The sequence below is a fragment of the Paraburkholderia sp. SSBN10T genome, assembly GCF_056619545.1.
Map to the genome: position 1 here is coordinate 148298 of NZ_JBWQQI010000018.1, position 19690 is coordinate 167987.

The following is a 19690-nucleotide window of genomic DNA, read 5'->3' on the forward strand; positions in this document are numbered from 1 at the left end:
TTGCGGCATTACTTTTTGGCGGCATCGCGTTTGAGCAGTGGCGCCAGATATCGACCGGTAAAACTTGCCTTCGACTTCGCCACCTGCTCCGGCGTGCCTTGGGCGATGATCTGGCCGCCGCCGGCGCCGCCTTCCGGGCCGAGGTCGATCAGCCAGTCCGCGGTTTTGATTACATCCAGATTATGCTCGATGATCACCACGGTATTACCCTGATCTCGCAAACGATGAATCACTTCGAGCAGCAGCGCGATGTCGTGGAAGTGCAGGCCGGTGGTCGGCTCGTCGAGAATGTATAGAGTGCGACCCGTGTCGCGCTTGCTCAGTTCCAGCGAAAGTTTGACACGCTGCGCTTCGCCGCCCGACAGGGTGGTGGCCGACTGCCCCAGGCGAATGTAGCCAAGGCCCACGTCCAGCAAGGTTTTCAGCTTGCGCGCCACCACCGGCACCGGCTTGAAGAACTCATAGGCGCTCTCGACGGTCAGCTCCAGCACTTCGCTGATGTTTTTGCCCTTGTACTGCACATCGAGCGTTTCGCGGTTGTAGCGCTTGCCGTGGCAAACGTCGCACGGCACGTACACGTCGGGCAGAAAGTGCATTTCCACCTTCAGCACGCCGTCGCCCTGGCAGGACTCGCAGCGGCCGCCCTTGACGTTGAACGAGAAGCGGCCGGGATCGTAGCCGCGTTCCTTCGAGGCGGGCACGCCCGCGAACAGCTCGCGAATCGGCGTGAAGAGGCCCGTATACGTGGCCGGATTCGAACGCGGCGTGCGGCCGATCGGCGACTGGTCGACATTGATGACCTTGTCGAAGTGCTCGAGGCCTTCGATCGACTCGTACGGCGCCGGCTCGGCCGACGAGCCGTACAGGTGATGCGCGACGGCGTGATACAGCGTGTCGTTGATCAGCGTGGACTTGCCCGAGCCGGAGACGCCGGTGATGCAGGTCAGGAGGCCCACCGGCAGGTCGAGCGTGACGCGCTGCAGATTGTTGCCGTACGCCTCGACGATGCGCAGGCGCCGTTCGTCCGGCTCCTTGCGCTCGTCCGGATACTGAATCGTGCGCTCGCCCGACAGATACTGGCCGGTAATCGACGCCGCATCGGCCTCCACCTCCTTGGGCGTGCCTTCGGCGATGATCATGCCGCCGTGTTCGCCGGCGCCCGGCCCCATGTCGACCACATAGTCGGCCATGCGGATCATGTCCTCGTCGTGCTCGACGACGATCACCGAGTTGCCGAGGTCGCGCAGGTGTTTCAGCGTGGCGATCAAACGGTCGTTGTCGCGCTGATGCAGGCCGATCGACGGCTCATCCAGCACGTACATCACGCCGGTGAGACCGGAGCCGATCTGCGAGGCCAGCCGGATGCGCTGCGCTTCGCCGCCCGAAAGCGTTTCCGCACTGCGTTCGAGCGACAGATAGTCGAGCCCGACGTTATTCAGGAACATCAGCCGCGCGACGATTTCCTTGATCACCTTGTCGGCGATCTCGCGCTTCGAACCTTCCAGGCGCAGGGTCTGGAAATAACCGAGCGCATCGCGCAGCGGCCAGCCGCTGATTTCGAAAATGCCGCGCGCGTCGCCGTCCGCGCCGATGCGCACGAAGCGCGCTTCACGGCGCAGGCGCGTGCCTTCGCAGGCGGGGCAGGCCTGGTTGTTCTGGTACTTGGCGAGTTCTTCCCGTACTGCAACCGAATCGGTCTCGCGGTAACGGCGCTCGAGATTCGGGATGATCCCTTCGAACACATGCTCGCGCACCGATGCGCGACCGCGCTCGTTGATATACGAGAACGGAATGGTCTGCTTGCCCGAGCCGAACAGCAGAATCTTCTTGACCTTTTCCGGCAGGTCTTCGAAGGCATCGTCGATATCGAACTCGTAGAACGCCGCGAGGCTTTGCAGCATCTGGAAGTAGAACTGGTTGCGCCGGTCCCACCCCTTCACGGCGCCCGCTGCCAGCGACAGCGACGGATGTGCGACTACCCGCTTGGGATCGAAGAACGTGATCTGGCCGAGGCCGTCGCACTCCGGGCATGCGCCCATCGGATTGTTGAACGAGAAGAGGCGCGGCTCGAGTTCCTGCAGCGAATACGAGCAGATCGGGCAGGCGAACTTGGAGCTGAACAGATGCTCCTTGTCGGTGTCCATTTCGAGCGCGATGGCGCGGCCGTCTGCGAGGCGCAGTGCGGTTTCGAACGATTCGGCGAGGCGCTGCTTCATGTCGGCGCGCACTTTCAGACGGTCGACGACGACGTCGATCGTATGCTTGTCGTTCTTCTTCAGCTTCGGCAGCGAGTCCACTTCGTAGATCTTCGCGACCTCTTCGTTGGCGGTGCCGCCGCCCGAACGCACGCGAAAGCGGATAAAGCCCTGCGCCTGCATTTCCTCGAACAGTTCGACGTGCTCGCCCTTGCGGTTCGCCACCACGGGCGCGAGGATCATCAGCTTGGTGTCTTCCGGCAGTGCGAGCGCGGCGTCGACCATCTGCGAGACGCTTTGTGCCTCCAGCGGAATCTCGTGGTCCGGACAATACGGCGTGCCGACCCGCGCGAACAGCAGACGCAGGTAGTCGTGAATCTCGGTGACGGTGCCGACCGTGGAGCGCGGATTGTGCGAAGTGGCCTTCTGCTCGATCGAAATGGCGGGGGACAGCCCCTCGATCAGGTCGACGTCGGGCTTTTCCATCAATTGCAGGAATTGCCGCGCGTAGGCGGAGAGACTTTCGACGTAGCGCCGCTGCCCTTCCGCGTAGAGCGTGTCGAAGGCAAGCGACGATTTGCCCGAGCCCGACAGGCCGGTAATCACGATGAGTTTGTGACGCGGCAGGTCGAGACTGACGTTCTTCAGGTTGTGGGTACGGGCCCCACGGATACGGATTTGTTCCACGCGTTGATCCATGACCTGGCGGAAAGAGGAAGAGGCTAAACCTGCTACTATAACGACTTTTCAAGACCGCTGTTACGGCTACCTGACAGCGCCCTACAGGCGCGCGGCAAGCCGTAAGGCAACGGTTCTCAGCGCCGTGACGAAGGGTTGCAGGTGGGGCCTTTTTTCGCGGCTGCAAGACGTCTGCGGGCCTTTGCCGCAGGCCGACGCTGGCTCACGGCAGGCTGCCGAGGGTATGCTGCCCCACGGTGTGTCCCCGGCCCCAGGCCGTCCAGATTATTCAAAACACGTTCCCGATGTCCAATCCGTCCGCCACATCTTCACGCATGAGCGCGCCTGAAATGCGCGCGACCGTGTCGCTCGCAGGCATCTTCGCGCTGCGCATGCTCGGTCTGTTCATGATCATGCCGGTGTTCTCGATCTACGCGAAAACCATCCCCGGCGGCGACAATGTGCTGCTGGTGGGGATCGCGCTTGGCGCGTACGGCGTGACCCAATCGCTGCTGTATATCTTCTACGGCTGGATTTCCGATAAGGTGGGCCGCAAGCCCGTGATCGCCACGGGGCTCGCGATCTTCGCGCTCGGCAGCTTTGTCGCGGCCGGCGCGCACGACATGACGTGGATTATCGTCGGCCGGGTGATTCAGGGGATGGGCGCCGTGTCGTCCGCCGTGCTCGCCTTTATCGCCGATCTCACCTCCGAGGAGCATCGCACCAAGGCGATGGCGATGGTGGGCGGCAGCATCGGCGTGTCGTTCGCGGTGGCGATTGTCGGCGCGCCAATCGTATTTCAGTGGGTGGGCATGAGCGGCCTGTTCACGCTGGTCGGCATTTTTTCGATTCTGGCGATCGGCGTGGTGATCTGGATCGTGCCCGACGCACCGATGCCGGTGCACGTGCGCGCACCGTTTTCGGAAGTGCTGCACAACGTCGAGTTGCTGCGCCTGAATTTCGGCGTGCTGGTGCTGCATGCCACGCAAACGGCGCTGTTTCTGGTGGTGCCGCGGATTCTGGAAGCAGGCGGGCTGCCCGTTGCGTCGCACTGGAAGGTTTATTTGCCGGTGATGGGGCTGTCGTTTGTGATGATGGTCCCGGCGATCATCGCGGCGGAAACGCGCGGCAAGATGAAGAGCGTGCTCGTCGGTGCGATTGGTCTTATCCTGATCGGACAGTTGCTGCTGGGCGTCGCACCCCATACCATTCTGAGTGTGGCCGGGATCCTCTTTATCTACTTTCTCGGCTTCAATATTCTTGAAGCGTCGCAGCCTTCGCTGGTGTCGAAGCTGGCGCCCGGTTCGCGCAAGGGCGCGGCCACGGGCGTGTACAACACCACGCAGTCGATTGGCCTGGCCATCGGCGGCGTGATCGGCGGCGTGTTGCTGAAAGCGGACGGGCAGAGCGCGGTGTTCTTCGCGTGCTCTGGGTTGGTATTTTGCTGGCTTATAATCGCGGCAAATATGAAGCAGCCGCCGCGCAAGAAGGCGTAACACAACTCACCGGTGGCCGGCTGAGGCGCAGTTTTCGTCTCGGGCCGGCTGGTTCTGAGATGTGAAATGTGCGTTGCCGCGCCGCCTGCAACGGAATCAACAGGAGAAACTCATGGCATCCGTGAACAAGGTCATTCTCGTCGGCAACCTCGGAGCCGATCCGGAAGTCCGTTATCTTCCGAGCGGCGACGCAGTGGCGAACATCCGCCTTGCGACGACGGACCGGTACAAGGACAAGACGTCCGGCGAAATGAAGGAAGCCACCGAGTGGCATCGCGTTTCGTTTTTCGGGCGTCTTGCCGAGATTGTTAACGAGTATCTGAAGAAGGGCTCGTCGGTTTATATCGAAGGGCGGATTCGTACGCGCAAGTGGCAAGCGCAGGATGGCACCGATCGTTACTCAACCGAAATCGTTGCTGAGCAGATGCAGATGCTTGGTGGCCGTGGCGGGTCGATGGGCGGCGGCGGTGATGAGGGTGGGTATAGCCGCGGTGAGCCGTCGGAGCGGAGTGGTGGTGGCGGTGGTGGCGGCGGTGGTGGTGGCGGTGGTGGTGGTCGCGTGGCTTCGGGTGGTGGCGCTTCGCGTGGCGGTAGCGGCGGTGGAGCTAGCCGTCCGAGCGCGCCGGCGGGTGGCGGGTTTGATGAGATGGATGATGATATTCCGTTCTGAAGTCGACCTAACCGGGTTTTGTAAATAACCCAAGGGAAGTCATTGATTTGACTTCCCTTTTTTCTTGTTTTCGCCTTTTCGAAATGGGTTGGTCTTCTACTGGACTGCTACCTCGGAAAATGTAAACAGCAACTCTGTCAGTTCAAATTATTGGGGTATCCGTATTACGCGATTGATACTCATGTTTCGTTTCGCGTCGCCGCCATTGTTCTTTGGCATGCGCGGTCGAGCCGAGTGGGGCTAATCGACTGCGGATTCAACCGGTCGCTATTCTTCCACGACTGACCGCCCGGACATCAGAATGAGACAGGCACAGTCAAGGAGTGCAATCAGCTCTGCGGCTGAGGCGATGCAGCAATATCGCCTGCGGAGACGACGGCATTCCTTCCGCTCCTTTTGGCCGCGTACAGCGCCAGATCAGCTGAATTCGTCAATTCATCCAGTGACGATGGAAGTGAGCGTCGACCGGTCGCGCACCCAATACTGACCGTGAACGGTGGAATTGCCCCGGATGGTACTGTCGCTCGCCCATGCTCAACTTCCTGACGTATAGCTTCAGCGATCTGAGCCGCTCCCGTTTTGTCCGTATCGGGCAGCACGACAACAAACTCTTCCCCGCCGTATCGCGCGGCGAGATCGCCATGACGACGCGTGTGTCGATTGATGCATTCCGCGAGATGTTTCAGTGCAATATCACCTTGCGCGTGACCATGCCTGTCGTTGTACTGTTTGAAGCTGTCCGCATCGACGAACAGCAGCGACAGGGAACCATCGCTGCGCTGCAGTCTTCGCCACTCGTTCTCGAGGACCTCGTCGAGGGCGCGGCGGTTCCTGAGCCCTGTCAGCGGATCGGTTTGCGTTAGCTCCGTAAGCAGTACCTGAGTCTTTGCGTGGTCCCGCAACGCAAAAGCAAGGAGCCAGACCACCGTGCAGAACGCAAGGCTAACCGACGAGGCTGAGACTCCGACTATCCATGACAATCGCTTCCAGGATGCCAGCACGTCGCTTTCCGCCGGCGCGACAACGGCGATGAGCGGCGTCCCGGGAACACGTTGAAATGTATACAGGCGCAGGACCCCGTCTGAGATCGAGGGAGCAGAATAGAACCCGGAATCATGGTTCACCATACGCGGAAACGTCGGTGACTTACCCAGATTGACCAGCCTTGCCTGGCTGAATGGGGGATTTCTGGCCACCAGCGTACCGTCCGTACGAACGATCGCAGTGACGCCGTTTGGCCCCACGTCCAGTTTTGCAAGAAGTTGTTTAAAGTACTCGACGTCAATGGCAACAATCGCTACTCCGCCGAATGACCCATCGGGCTGGCTCATCCTTCTCGTCATCGCAATTGACTGCGCGCCAGGCCGCGACCGTGCCCGGTAGACTGATGACACATACAGCCCGACATTCGCCGACTGGCGATGAGCAATGAAGTAATCCCGGTCGCTGAAATCCCAAGTATGGGAGCTGGAACAGCAGCCGTCGATTAGTCGTCCCTTATTATCCGTCACCCCCATACCGGTAACGTACTCGGCAGCGGTCCGGTCAAACAGCAATTCGTGACGCAGGTCCGCATCCATGCTCTGGACAGCAGGCTTGTTCAGCGCGGCAATCAAGGCACGAAGTGAATTGTCTGACGTTTCAATCGTCCGGGCGATGTTGCTGACCAGAACGGCGGTAACGTTTCTGGAGGTTTCATGAGCATGTTCGACAGCGGCGTCACGAGAGGCCAGAAGTGTGACCAGACTGATTGCCATTACGCCTAATGCCATCAGGCTGCCTAGTGCACCGACCATCAAAGGATGTCGGCCTGCGAGAACAGCCAGTTTTCCGGTGGTAATAGAAACAGACACGGTAACGTTGTGGTGGGTACACTCGGTCCAAACGTCGTCGTCCCGCAGTCGTGGCGAGATTATCGACTCGGTGTAGGGAGTCCTGCGGCAAAGGAATGCCCGAGTGTCGTGGATAGCCGATGACCGGGTTTACGGCAAAGACAGCAAAAAGTAGAGGCCTTGGTCCAGTTTTACCGCTGCCGTTGACATTGGTTATGTGCGGGTAGGAGCAACTAGAGATCTGACCCGGCAGGCTGGCCGTCGCTCGGCCTCAACTAAGAAACACATGCCAAGCTCGCGGCGTCGTCGTATACAAGTCCCAATCGCCCATCCAGTTTCTCCTCGTTCATGTCTTGCTTGGCTTGTTCCTGTTGGCGATTGCGCTCTTCAGCGTAATGGGTTGCCTTGGATACACGAGTGGCCCATAGGAAATACGGATATCCCATTCTTGTCGCTTCTACGGAAGCAGAAGGGCCACGCGACCTCTCGCAACCCGCACACCCTACATCGAAGCCCGCCGCCGCAAATCCTCGGTCGTCTCCCCCGCGCCATCCGCTCTCCACCCCGGCGGCCGCAGCAAATATTCAACCGCAGTCCAAGGCCGCTTCGACGCCGCGATATCTTTTGCGAGGCTCACCCAGTGCTCGAACTGCACGACAAACGGATTGTGCGACCGCGTCGGCGTGGTCAACCCATACCGACAAGGCAAGTCTTCACGCTCCGCAACATAAGTCCCAAACAGCCGATCGAAGATAATCAGCACACCTCCGTAGTTCGCATCGAGATACTCCGCATTCGAAGCGTGATGCACCCGATGCGCGGACGGCGTATTGAACACATATTCAAACCACCCAAGCTTGGGCATCCACGTGTTGTGAAGCCAGAACTGATACCAGAGATTGATCATCAATGCCGCGAGTACGATCTCAGGCCGGATGCCGAGCCACACAAGCGGCGCAAAGAACATCGCCGTGCCGGTTAGCTTGCCGGTCCAACCGAGCCGGTACGCCGAAGAGAGCGTGAGTTGATTGGGCGAGTGGTGAACCGCATGCGTCGCCCAGAAGAAGCGGATTCGGTGCGACGCGCGGTGATACCAGTAGTAGAAAAATTCCTGCCCGACGAACAGCAGCAAGACCATCAGCGCGCTGTTGATCGTGATCGTCTGAATGCGATGCTCCCACGCGAACGCGAAGATCGGCGTCGCGAGCGAGAGCGGCAATAGCGCGAGGAGTTTGCGGCCAACCAGATCGGCCAGCGACAGCATCACTTCATGCCAGTCGAAAGGCGTGCTGCTGTTGCGGTTTTTGCGGCTGAGTACCCATGCTTCGATCATCGACACACTGACGATGAACGCTGAGACATAAAGCCCAAGTTTTCCCATTGAGACCATGATGCGAGAGTTCCGGTTTGTGGCAGGACGCATCGCCTGCGGCAAACCATCACCATCGCGTCCCATGAAGCCAGTCTAGGGAGCGGTCCGGTTAAAAAATATGGGCAAGATATGTCGCGCGGTTTCAGCCCGGTCCGCGGACCGGGCGCCTGCCGCTTAAACATTGCTCAGACAACGGGCGGCGCCTCGCGGAGATCGACCCCCACCCGGATACAAGCCACCCTCCGATCCCCCGTCCCACGCGACACCGACTGCGGCACCTCTTCAGCGCAAGCCGCAATCGCTTCCGGGCAGCGCGTGCGAAACGCACACCCAGAGGGCAAATTCAGCGGCGAAGGCATCTCTCCCGTCAGCACCGCATGCTTGCGCGTGCGCTCCGTCGCCGGATCCGGCCTTGGCACCGCGGATAACAAAGCCCGCGTATAAGGATGCTGCGGCGATCCATACACTTCCTGGCGCGTCCCAAGCTCCATCACCCGCCCGAGATACATCACCAGCACCCGCTGGCTGATCGCCTTGACGACCGCCAGATCATGCGCGACAAACAGCAGCGAAAGCGACAACTCCCGCTGTAAATCGCGCAAGAGGTTAACAATCTGCGCCTGAATCGAAACATCCAGCGCGGACACCGGTTCATCGCAAATTACCAGTTGCGGCTCACCGACCAGCGCCCGCGCAATCCCGATCCGCTGGCACTGCCCGCCGGAAAACTCATGCGCATACCGCGACAGATGATGCGCGCCGAGCCCCACGCGTTCGAGCATCGTCACTACCCGCGCATGCGTCTCGTCACGTCCGAGGCCCGGCCGTTGCACCTTCAGCGGTTCGGTGACGATCTGCTCGATCGTCATGCGCGGATCCAGCGACGCAAGCGGGTCCTGAAACACCATCTGCACGTCTTTGCGCAGCAGCTCCATTGCAGCGGCAGGGCGCCGTCCATCGCTGACCGTTTCGGTATCGCGCCAACGCACGCTGCCTTCCGTCACGGGCGTCAAGCCGATAATCGCCCTTGCCAACGTCGACTTGCCGCAGCCCGACTCGCCGACGAGTCCCACGGTCTCGCCGCGGCGAATGTCGAACGACACGCCTTCGACCGCGCGCAGCGTCGCCTTGGGCGACCACGGATAGCCGCCGCGCGGCACGCGGAAATGCACCTTGAGATCGCGCACCGTCAACACCGGCTCGCCAACCGGCGCAGTCCGCGCAGCGCTTGCTGCGCCACCGGGCGATGAGTCCGTCAATTCACTATTGCCATGCGCCGCCTGGCGCGTTGCCGTATCACTCACCGCACCACCTCCTCAATCTCCGCGACAGGCCGCAGACATGCGCGCCAGCCGTCCGTCACACCGGCAACCGGCTCCAGTTCAGGCCGCGTGCTGTGGCAGCGTTCCCGCGCCAGCGCGCAGCGTGGCGCGAACGCGCAACCTTCGATAACCGCGCCCGGCGCCGGCGGATTGCCCGCGATCGTGCGCAGCGGCGCGTCGATGTCATGTGTCCTATCGCCGTCGTCGAGTCGCGGCAACGCGTCGAGCAGCCCGCGCGTATAAGGATGAGTCGGGTGCTCGAAGAGCGCGTGCGCACTTGCGCGCTCCACGGTCCGGCCCGCGTACATCACCATCACGTCGTCGGCGAGTCCCGCTACCACGCCCATGTCGTGCGTGATCAGGATGATCGCGGTACCCAGGTCGCGATTCAGCTCGCGCAGCAGTTCGATGATCTGCGCCTGCACCGTCACGTCGAGCGCGGTAGTCGGCTCGTCGGCAATGAGGATTTCGGGTTCGGTCAAGAGCGCGGTGGCGATCGTCACCCGCTGGCGCATGCCGCCGGAAAACTCATGCGGATAGCGGTCGATGCGCCGCGCCGCGTCCGGAATCCACACGCGCTGCAGCGCTTCGATGGCCTGGCGGCGCGCCTCGCGCCGCGATACGCCACGGTGCATCTGTAGCGCTTCGGTCATCTGCCGCTCGACGGTCAGAAACGGATTGAGCGAGGTCATCGGATCCTGAAACACCATGCCGATCCGATCGCCGCGAATCTGGTTCAGTTCGCGCTGACTCAGCGTCAGCAGGTTGCGTCCCGCGTAGAGTGCTTCGCCGGACGCCTGACCGTTGCCCGGCAGCAGTCCGAGCAGCGCCATCACGGTCTGGCTTTTACCCGAGCCGGATTCGCCGACAATCCCCAGCGTCTTGCCCTTTTCGAGCGTGAACGACACGCGTTGCACCGCATCCACGGGCGACGCGTCGCGCCGTGTGAAGCGTACCCCCAGGTCTTTTACTTCGAGCAACGCCATCTCACCGCTCCTTGGTATCGAGCGCGTCGCGCAGCCCGTCGCCTACAAAATTCACGCAATACAGCGTGACGCACAGCATCACCGCCGGGCACAACAGCAGCCACGGCATCGACTCCAGTTTTTGCGCGCCGTCGTTGATCAGCACCCCCCAGCTCGTCATCGGTTCCTGCACGCCCAGGCCGAGAAACGACAGCACGGATTCGGTCAGCACGATGCCCGGCACGGTGACCGTCGCGTACACCACCACCACGCCGAGCAGGTTCGGCACGATGTGCCGCGCGATGATCCCCGGCGTCCGCACACCGGTGGCGCGCGCCGCGTCGATGAACTCGCGCGTGCGCAGCGACAGCGTCTGGCCGCGCACCACGCGCGCCATATCGAGCCATGAGAACGCGCTGATCGTCAGGACTACCAGATAGAAGGCGCGGCCGAGCAGCGTCATCATCAGGATGGCGATCAGCATGTAGGGAATCGCATACATCATGTCGACGATACGCATCATGACCGCGTCGGTCCGTCCGCCCATATAGCCGGCCGTGGCGCCCCAGGCGACGCCGATCAGGCCCGACACCAGCGTGCCGAGCAGTCCGACTTCGAGCGACACGCGCCCACCGGCAAGCGTACGCACCAGCAGGTCGCGGCCCAGCTCGTCGGTGCCGAACCAGTGCTGGCCCTGCAGCGTCGGCGCCATGCTGATCGCGCCCCAGTCGTTGGCGGCGGGGTCGTTGGAGAGGAACAATGGGCCTGCAAAACAGGCAATGATGATGAGCCCAAGAATCACGAGGCTCACGAGTGCGGCGCGGTTGCGCAGAAACTGCCTGAAGGCCAGTTCGAGCGGACTGCGCGAGCGGCGCGGGGCGGCAGCGGTAGCTGTGGGCGCCGCAGTGGAAGGGGAGGTGTTCATGGCGTCTCTAGCGAAGTTCGATGATCGGGGCGGGTTCCGTAACGGAAAGCTCAGTAACGGATGCGCGGGTCGAGCCACGCGTACGCCAGATCGACAAGCAGGTTGAACACGACGGCCGTAACCGTGGTGAGCACCACGAGCCCGAGCACGAGCGTGTAGTCGCGGTTGATGGCGCCGTCCACCACCAGTTGCCCGAGGCCCGGCAGCGCGAACACGGACTCCGTCACCACGGCCGCGGTAATCGACGAAATGCAGATCGAGCCGAGCAGCGACACCACCGGCATCAACGCGGGCTTGAGTGCGTGACGCAGCACGATCACGTGACCGGGCAGGCCCTTGGCGCGCGCCGTGCGGATGAAGTTGCCCGACAGCACTTCGATCATGCTGCCGCGCATCACCCGCGCAATCGACGAGACGTTGATGATGACCAGCAACGCCATCGGCAGCACGCGGTAGTGCCAGCCGCCGTCGCCCCAACCGCCGGCGGGCAGCCAGCCGTGGCCATCGGAACGCTTGAGCAGAATCGCAAACACCCACACCAGCACCGGCCCGAGCACGAACGGCGGAACCACATTGCCGACGTTTCCGAGCAGCATCACGATGCGATCGGTGATGCCGTCGCGGCGCACGGCGGCGGCTGTGCCGAGCAGCACGCCCAGCACCAGCGCGATCGGCACCGAGAGGCCGCCCACGCCGAGACTGACCGGTAGCGCCTTGCTCACCAGATCGTTGACCGACCAGTCGACGTAGCGGACCGACGGCCCCAGGTCGCCATGCAGCAACGCGTTCAGATACAGCAGGTACTGCTTCCAGAGCGGCTGGTCGAGGTGATATTTCGCATTGAGGTTCGCGAGGGTGGCTGCCGAGAGGTGCTTTTCGGTGTCGAACGGACCGCCGGGCGTCGCGTGCAACATCAGATAGCACACCGTAATCACGGCGAGAACGGTTGGAATGACCCAGAGGGTGCGGCGCAGCGCGTAGGCGAGCATGGCGGATTCCGTTACTTCAACGTTCAGTGGTCAGTGAGCAGGGTTCAGTGGGCCAGCAGGTACATGTCCTGCGACGCACGCTGGTCGACGTAGTTGGTCGGCAGGTAGCCGCCCACATACGGCTTCACGAGACGGTCCGCCGAGTACTGGAACAGCGGGACCATCGGCGTTTCGCTCATGGCCAGATTGTGCGCCTGGGTGAGCAACGCGGTGCGGCGTGCGTCGTCGAGTTGCCCATTGGCCTGGTCGACCAGCGCGTCGACCTTCGGATCGCAGAAATTCTGATCGTTCTGCATGCTGCCGCAGCGGAGCTGATCGAAGTACGACATGGCGTCGTTATAGTCGACGAACCAGCCGTCGCGCGAGGCCTGCACCTTGCCCGCATGGCGCTCGCTCAGCAGCACCTTGTATTCGACGTTCTCCAGCTTCGCATTCACGCCGAGCTTGGTGCGCCATTCCGAGGTGGAGAAAAGCGCCACCTTCTTGTGCAGGTCGCTCGTGTTGTAGGTGAGGGTGAAGGCGAGCGGCTTCGCGTCTGAATAACCGGCGGCCTTCAACAGACCGCGCGCATAGTCGACGCGCTTGGCCATCGGCCAGCTTGCCCAGTCTGGGGTGTAGACGGCGGCGCCTTTGGTGCCTTTGGAGATCAGGCCGTACATCGGCAACTCGCCGGCCTGGGTGAGCTTCGACGTGAGCAGGTCGCGGTCGATCACCATGGAGAGCGCGAGCCGCACGCGCGGGTCGTGGAACGCGGGGTCGTTGTTGTTCAGGCTATAGAAATAGGTGGCAATTTGCACGCCGGTCTGGAGTTCCTTGCCGAACTGCTTGCTGACCTGGGCGTAGATGCCCGATGGGATCGAATACGTATAGTCGATCTGGCCGGACTGGTACATGTGCATCGCCGTCTCATCGCTTTCCACCGGTACGTAGGTGACTTTCGTGATCACCACCTGCGGCGCGTTCCAGTATTTGGCGTTCTTGACCATCACGATGCGGTTGTTCGGCTCCCAGTCGGTCAGCGTGTACGGACCGTTGCTCACCATGTTGCCCGGACGCGTCCAGCTATCGCCGAACTTGGCCACCACCGCTTTGTTCACCGGCGCCATGGTCGGCATGGCGGCCAGTTCGGGGAAGAACGCGGCGGGTACTTCGGTCTTCACTTCGAGCGTGTACGGATCGACCGCCCGCGCGCCGAGCGAGGTGAGCGGCGCCTTGCCGGCGATGATCGCCTTTGCGTTCTTCACGAATTCCACCAGGATCGTGTACTTCGAGCCCGTCTTCGGATCGAGCACGCGCTGCCACGAGTAGACGAAATCGGCCGCCGTGACCGGCTCGCCGTTGCTCCACTTCGCGTCATGGCGCAGCTTGAACACCCAGGTGTCGGGCGCGGTGCGCGTCCACGACTCGGCCACGCCCGGTACGACCGCGCCGGAGGCGCCGATGCGCGTGAGCCCCTCGAACATGTCGAGGCCAATCGTATTGCCGGTCCACGATTCGATATGCGCGGGGTCGAGCGATTCGACTTCGGTCGGCACCTGCCGGGTCAATTCCTGCTTGGCGGCGAGCGAGGTGCCCGGTGGCACGATGACTGCCGACGCCGTGCCGGCAAAGGTGAACGTGATCGCTGAGAGCACCGCAGTAAGGGATTGCGACAGTTTCATGGCCTGTTTCGAAGTTTCGAAAGAAGAGGTTCAAGAGAAAACCGCGCCCCGCGCAACAGCGCGGCCGGCGGCGGAGAGAAAAGCACGACGTCGCAGCACGACGCAGCTCACCTGGGATCAGGCGGCAACGCGTCGTGGCCCGCGAGCGGGTATGGACGTCGGGTGAGGAAGAGGATGTCTGAAGACAGATGGCGCCGCGCAAAGTCTTGCACGGAGCGACGGGGCGATGCGGCGTGCATCGGTGGCTCGCCCGGGTCGGCTTGCCGCGCGCCTTGCGCGTTCGAGGATACCTGTAGGTCTTGCCCTGCCGGCATGGGTGTACCGCCTTGTCGTCGCCCGGCGGCCGATACCACTTGCATACGTTTCACTTACGATTCTTCCTGTCGTTGAAGCCACAACCATGGACGACCTGCCCATCGGCGTACGAGCCGTGAGCCAGCAGTCATGCGCGTTGTCCGGCAAGCGTTTTGCCGTTGACGCGCAACATTCGTTATCGAAAGTCCCATCAGCACGCAACACCGATTGTGTCGGCGGCACGCTGGTTTGAGGCGACGGCACCCTAAGCAGAAGGCATGCCAAAAGCATGTCCCGATTCCCGCCCATCGGTCCGCTGCCTCGTTGATATCGAGGCAACTGACTGATTGGATTACAAAAAGTCAGCCGTGTTTAGGTATCCGTAGCTACCGCACGGTCGACAGGGTATCGCGCTTATAACACGCCGAAAGAACGCGCGATTTTGGAAACGCCGAAACTAGAGGAAACCATCTAGCGCATCTTGGTGCATCGCCTGCACCAGTTCGAATCAGCGTTTTGCCCTGCCGCAATGGTTGACCCTTGATGCAACGGCGCCGGGTCATGCGCGCAGCATTTTGCTGTACCTGCGTTGTTCCAGCAGCCCGGGAAAACCCCTCAAGGCTCGACCGACACCGAGCGCTTCAGGCAGCGCAGCGCAAAAATCGAGCGGCTGTTCTGAAAGCCCGGCAGGCGGTAGAGCTTGCGTCGCAGGAACGACTCATAGCCTTCGGTGCCCGCCACCGCCACCTTGATCAGATAGTCGTATTCGCCGGAGACGAGGAACGCCTCGACCACTTCCGGCAGGTCCGCGAGCGCCTCGCCGAAGCGCTCCAGCGTGCGCTCGTCGTGCTTGTCGAGCGTCACTTCGATGATGACGGTGTCGGGCAGGCCAAGCGCCTTCTGGTTGAGCAGCGCCGCATAGCCTTCGATCACGCCCGCTTCTTCGAGCGCGCGCACCCGGTTCCAGCACGGCGTGGCCGACAGGCCGACGCGCTCGGCCAGTTTGGCGTTGGACAGGCGGCCGTCGCTGCGCAGTTCGCGCAGGATCCGCTGATCGATCGCGTCGAGCTTCATGTCGTCCTCCAATGGGTCTTCCGCGCGCCGCAAGCGGGAAGACGATTCGTCTTTATAAGTGGCCATAAATAGCCGAAGCTTTTGCCTTGGCCGGCATGATGCCAGATAAACAGAAGAAATCCCCGGAATTGGCCGCATACACTCTTGCCGTCGGGATGCACCAAAATCACCCGCCGTGCGCCTCGCCCGAACTCCGCATGCCGCCGCGATCCGGTCCGCATGCGGCCAGGCGCGAAGCGATCGCTTCGCGCGGATGACGAACTCTCCGCCCACAAGGAAGGAATATCGATGGACCGACTGACGACCACTGCCGCCGGCACGCTCTTTGGACTGCACGGCGAACCCGCGCACGAACGCATCGTCCTCGCCACCGACGCCGCCTCCGGACTGCAAGCCATCGTTGCCGTCTACAGCACGGCGCGCGGCCCAGCATTCGGCGGCTGCCGTTTCTGGCAATACGCATCGGACCATGAGGCCTACAACGACGCGCTGCGCCTGTCGCAAGGCATGGCGTTCAAGAACGCGCTCGCCGATCTGCCGTTCGGCGGCGGCAAGGCCGTGATCCTGCGCCGCCCAGACGTGTCCGACCGCGGCGCGCTGTTCAAGGCGTTCGGCCGGCTGGTGGAATCGCTGGAAGGGATCTACATCACGGCTGAGGATGTCGGCACGACCGCCGACGACATGCGCGCCGTGCAAAGCGAGACCGGCTATGTAAGCGGCATTCCGCGCGCCGGCGACGTGTACGGCGGTAACCCTTCGCCGCGTACCGCCTATGGCGTGTTCGTCGGCCTGCTGGCCGCCGTGGAGGCGGCGCTTGGACGCAAGTCGCTCGACGGCGTCTCGGTGGCGGTGCAGGGCCTCGGCTCGGTGGGCTGGGATCTGTGCGAGCGTCTGCATCGGGCGGGCGCGCAATTGATCGTCTCGGACATCGACGCCGTCAAAACGGCGCGTGCCCAGCAGCGCTTCAATGCGTGTGTGGTCGGCACGGCGGAGATCACCGGTGTCGAAGCGGACGTGTTCGCGCCTTGCGCGCTCGGCGGTTCGATCACGGAAGCGGTCGCGGCGCAGTGCCGTTTCAAGGTGGTGGCCGGCGGCGCCAACAACCAGTTGATTTCGCTGGCCGAAGGCGACGTGCTGCATCAGCGCGGCATTTTCTACGCGCCGGATTTCCTCGTGAATGCAGGCGGCATCATTAGTTGTGTGCGGGAATATCAGGGTTCGGGCGAGGAACAGGCGGTGCTCGCCGAAGTCGCGCAGATCGGTCCGCGCGTATTTGAGTTGGCCGAGCGTGTCCGTGCAACCGGTATCGCTCCGGCGCGCGCCGCGGTGGCGTGGGCTCGCGAAAAGATGGTGGCTTGCTGAGCCAGGGCCGCTAGCGGTTCAAATGCATCAGCGCGTCGCGCATGGGCTGGCTCGATACGACTATCGGGCCGGTAAACGGCGTATCCAGATCGACGATCACGTACACGGCCGAGGCAATCGACAGCGCCCCAAGCGTGATCGTCACGAGGGCCAGCGCGTTGCGTGGCGCGATCAAGCCGAAGCTCAGGAAGATGACGAACAGCCAGAACGTCAGCGTCGTGAAGAACGGCTGGGAAATCGTGCTGTGCGCTTCTTCGATCAGTTTCCAGCGCGCCTGAACGATCCGCTCGAACTGCTCGATACCTTGCTCGAGCAGCCGCTGGTGGTAGACGTCGCTCGGGGAGAGTTGCCGCAGGTGTACGCCGGCCAGATTGAGCATGTCGCCGAGCCGGGTGTCTTCCAGCTTTTCCGAATTGTTCTCGCTTGGAATGTCGGTCGGGTAGTAGTCGCCGGCGGGACGCGGCTCGGACGGCCAGGTGCTGGCGATGGCCGCGGCCGTATAGGCGCGCAGCAGTTGCCGGACTTCGCCGGCGTCCGTGCCGTACTGACGCAAGGTCGCGTTGAGCTGGATCAGGTCAGCGGCGTAGGTCCGAAAGTCGTTGCCGACCGTGTCGAAGTTGCTCTTGGCCGACGCCGTCATCAGTCCCAGCACGAGCGCCGCAAAGGTGACGAGCATGCCGATCACCAACTGGATCAACTGCACCGTTTCGTGGGCCTTGTGCTCTTCCGGCAGCAGCGGCCGCACCAGCACACCCGCTCCCGTGCCGGCCAGAAGCAGCACGAACACCAGCAAGGCCGAACCGATTTCGTACATGGCGCGCGGCTCCGCGGAACATCGCTTCGCTACTTTCCTGCAACTCGCCGGCGAGAACAACCTCGGGTAGTCCCGCTGCGGCGGCCGGCGCCTGCCTCGGCTCCTTGACCTGACGCATCAACCACCGCGTGGTGACAGGCAACAATACCGGCGCATCGATTAGCGAGGCTGCCAATATCCAGGACAGCGCGTCGTTGGGAGAACCGGTAAGGCATTTTGTCTGACGAGAACCATAAAGTTTTCGGCCAGACAGCCGTAGACCATTCCATGTGGCGTTCGCTTAATTTTTAAACAAGTTGCGAACCTGGCCAGAGGGCTTGGGCGCAGCACGCCTGTCCGGGGGGCTTGCTCGACCTTCGGCGGGTAAGCCCATTGGAGACCTGGCCATGTTGAACAAGTTGTCGATCCGCGCTTGCCTGACCTTGATGATCGTCTTCTTCGGCGTCGTATTGCTGATCGGGGCGGCGGCGGGGCTGCTGTCCTTACGCGCCAGTAACGACTCGCTGCAACAGATGTATACGGTGGATACCCCCGCGGTAGCCGATCTCGAAGGCAGCGCCGGCCAGTTGCTGCGTTTGCGCCTGGCGCTGGCCACCTACGCGTCGCTTGTCGATTTGAACGATCAGGACGGTGCAACGGCGGTTCTGCAGCGCTTCGACCAGTATCTGAAAGTCTCGAACGATCGCCTTGCCCATTATGTGAGCCGCGCCGGTTCGGATGACGAAGAGCAGCGCCTGATCAAGGACATGCAGGACAAGCGCGACCTCTTCCTGCACGAGGGCGTCGAGCCGGCGATGGCCGCGCTCAAGTCGGGCGACAAGCCGGGCTTCCAGCAATTGCAGGCGCACAAGCTGCCTTCGCTCTACAACAACTACGAAAAGGCGATGCTCACCCTCGAGCAACTGCAACTGAGCCATGGCGCACAACGCTATCAGGACGCGCAGGACCGTTTCTTTGCAATCAGCGTCGCGGTCGGCGTGGGGATGGTGTTGGCGCTGGTGTTTTCGTGGCTGGGACGGGTGGTGCTGGTGCACGCGATTGTCGATCCGGTGGATGCGACGATCGGCCAGTTCGAGCGCATTGCCGGGGGTGACCTGACGGGGCGTATCGAAGTCGTCAGCGACAACGAAATGGGCAAGCTCGCCGCCGCGCTGCGCAAGATGCAGGACTCGCTGATCTCGACCGTGAACACGGTCCGTCAAGGCACCGAATCGATCGACACCGGCGTCAGCGAAATCGCCGCCGGCAACACCGACCTGTCGCAGCGCACCGAAGAGCAGGCCGCCTCGCTCGAAGAGACTGCGGCGAGCATCGAACAACTCACCTCCACCGTCAAGCAAACCGCCGAGAACGCCAAGCAGGCGAGCTCGCTCGCGCAAGGCGCTTCGACGCTCGCCGCGCAGGGCGGTGAGCTGACCCAGCAGGTGGTCGGCACGATGCATCACATGGTCGACGATTCGCGCCGGATCGCCGATATCGTCGGCGTGATCGAAGGCATTGCGTTCCAGACCAACATCCTCGCCCTTAACGCCGCGGTCGAAGCGGCTCGCGCGGGCGAGCAGGGCCGCGGCTTCGCGGTGGTGGCAAGCGAAGTGCGCTCGCTCGCGCAGCGCAGCGCGGGCGCCGCCAAAGAGATCAAGACGATGATCGACGATTCGAATGGGCGCGTGCAAACCGGCGCGCAACTGGTCGAGCGTTCGGGCACGACGATGAGCGAAATCGTCGAGGCGATCGCCCGGGTGAGCTCGATCATGAGCGAGATCGCCGCCGCGGCGACGGAGCAGAGCATCGGCATCGATCAGGTCAATCTCGCGGTCGCGCAGATGGATGAAGTGACGCAGCAGAACGCGGCGCTGGTCGAGCAGGCGGCTGCGGCGGCCAGTTCGCTGGAAGATCAGGCGCGCCGCCTGACGGCGGCGGTGGCGGTTTTCCGCACCGGGGCGGGCGGGGCGCCCGCCGCGCGCTCAGCGGCAACCGGCTCTGCGCGTAAGAGCGGCAGCGGCGCGCGAGCGGTCGCTGCATAGAGCGGTCGCTGCATCGC

The 19690-nt window shown here is 62.5% G+C and carries 14 protein-coding genes; 4 read left to right on the forward strand and 10 right to left on the reverse strand.

The features are described from left to right. Positions 1 to 8 precede the first annotated feature (8 nt). Positions 9 to 2882, reverse strand: a complete 2874-nt coding sequence (uvrA, locus tag AC1ECK_RS25575; protein WP_480324068.1) for an excinuclease ABC subunit UvrA — start codon at positions 2880 to 2882, stop codon at positions 9 to 11. Between the two features lie 296 nt (positions 2883 to 3178). Between uvrA and AC1ECK_RS25580 the strand changes: the two genes are divergently transcribed. Beyond that, complete coding sequence (locus AC1ECK_RS25580) at positions 3179 to 4369, forward strand: MFS transporter (RefSeq protein ID WP_480324070.1); 1191 nt, start codon at positions 3179 to 3181, stop codon at positions 4367 to 4369. A 112-nt stretch (positions 4370 to 4481) separates the two neighbouring features. Continuing rightward, the gene (locus AC1ECK_RS25585) at positions 4482 to 5039 is read left to right on the forward strand and encodes a single-stranded DNA-binding protein (protein WP_480324072.1); all 558 of its coding nucleotides are present in this window, start codon (positions 4482 to 4484) and stop codon (positions 5037 to 5039) included. A 329-nt stretch (positions 5040 to 5368) separates the two neighbouring features. On the opposite strand, the gene AC1ECK_RS25590 is transcribed toward AC1ECK_RS25585, so the two are convergent. The 8 genes from AC1ECK_RS25590 to AC1ECK_RS25625 all read right to left on the reverse strand — a co-directional run bounded on the left by AC1ECK_RS25590 (position 5369) and on the right by AC1ECK_RS25625 (position 15473). Next, positions 5369 to 6835: a sensor domain-containing diguanylate cyclase gene (locus AC1ECK_RS25590; RefSeq protein WP_480324146.1), complete on the reverse strand. Its 1467-nt coding sequence runs from the start codon at positions 6833 to 6835 to the stop codon at positions 5369 to 5371. A gap of 538 nt (positions 6836 to 7373) precedes the next feature. Next, positions 7374 to 8261 carry a sterol desaturase family protein gene (locus tag AC1ECK_RS25595; protein WP_480324074.1) on the reverse strand — a complete coding sequence of 296 codons (888 nt, stop codon included), beginning with the start codon at positions 8259 to 8261 and terminating at the stop codon, positions 7374 to 7376. Between the two features lie 167 nt (positions 8262 to 8428). Further along, complete coding sequence (locus AC1ECK_RS25600) at positions 8429 to 9439, reverse strand: ABC transporter ATP-binding protein (RefSeq protein ID WP_480324148.1); 1011 nt, start codon at positions 9437 to 9439, stop codon at positions 8429 to 8431. A gap of 104 nt (positions 9440 to 9543) precedes the next feature. After that, positions 9544 to 10551, reverse strand: a complete 1008-nt coding sequence (locus AC1ECK_RS25605) for an ABC transporter ATP-binding protein (protein WP_480324076.1) — start codon at positions 10549 to 10551, stop codon at positions 9544 to 9546. Between the two features lies 1 nt (position 10552). Then, entirely contained in the window at positions 10553 to 11455 is a 903-nt protein-coding gene (locus AC1ECK_RS25610) for an ABC transporter permease (protein ID WP_480324078.1), read from the reverse strand. Positions 11456 to 11505: 50 nt separating this feature from the next. Beyond that, positions 11506 to 12444 (reverse strand): ABC transporter permease subunit, encoded by a 939-nt coding sequence (locus AC1ECK_RS25615; protein WP_480324080.1) that lies wholly within the window; start codon positions 12442 to 12444, stop codon positions 11506 to 11508. 44 nt (positions 12445 to 12488) lie between these two features. After that, positions 12489 to 14105 carry a peptide ABC transporter substrate-binding protein gene (locus AC1ECK_RS25620; RefSeq protein WP_480324082.1) on the reverse strand — a complete coding sequence of 539 codons (1617 nt, stop codon included), beginning with the start codon at positions 14103 to 14105 and terminating at the stop codon, positions 12489 to 12491. A gap of 909 nt (positions 14106 to 15014) precedes the next feature. Beyond that, the gene (locus AC1ECK_RS25625; RefSeq protein ID WP_090684976.1) at positions 15015 to 15473 is read right to left on the reverse strand and encodes an Lrp/AsnC family transcriptional regulator; all 459 of its coding nucleotides are present in this window, start codon (positions 15471 to 15473) and stop codon (positions 15015 to 15017) included. 288 nt (positions 15474 to 15761) lie between these two features. On the opposite strand from AC1ECK_RS25625, the gene AC1ECK_RS25630 reads away from it, so the two are divergent. After that, the gene (locus AC1ECK_RS25630; RefSeq protein WP_480324084.1) at positions 15762 to 16835 is read left to right on the forward strand and encodes a Leu/Phe/Val dehydrogenase; all 1074 of its coding nucleotides are present in this window, start codon (positions 15762 to 15764) and stop codon (positions 16833 to 16835) included. 10 nt (positions 16836 to 16845) lie between these two features. On the opposite strand, the gene AC1ECK_RS25635 is transcribed toward AC1ECK_RS25630, so the two are convergent. Further along, positions 16846 to 17649 carry a bestrophin-like domain gene (locus AC1ECK_RS25635; RefSeq protein ID WP_480324086.1) on the reverse strand — a complete coding sequence of 268 codons (804 nt, stop codon included), beginning with the start codon at positions 17647 to 17649 and terminating at the stop codon, positions 16846 to 16848. 386 nt (positions 17650 to 18035) lie between these two features. Between AC1ECK_RS25635 and AC1ECK_RS25640 the strand changes: the two genes are divergently transcribed. After that, positions 18036 to 19673: a methyl-accepting chemotaxis protein gene (locus AC1ECK_RS25640; RefSeq protein WP_480324088.1), complete on the forward strand. Its 1638-nt coding sequence runs from the start codon at positions 18036 to 18038 to the stop codon at positions 19671 to 19673. The last annotated feature ends 17 nt before the right edge of the window (positions 19674 to 19690 follow it).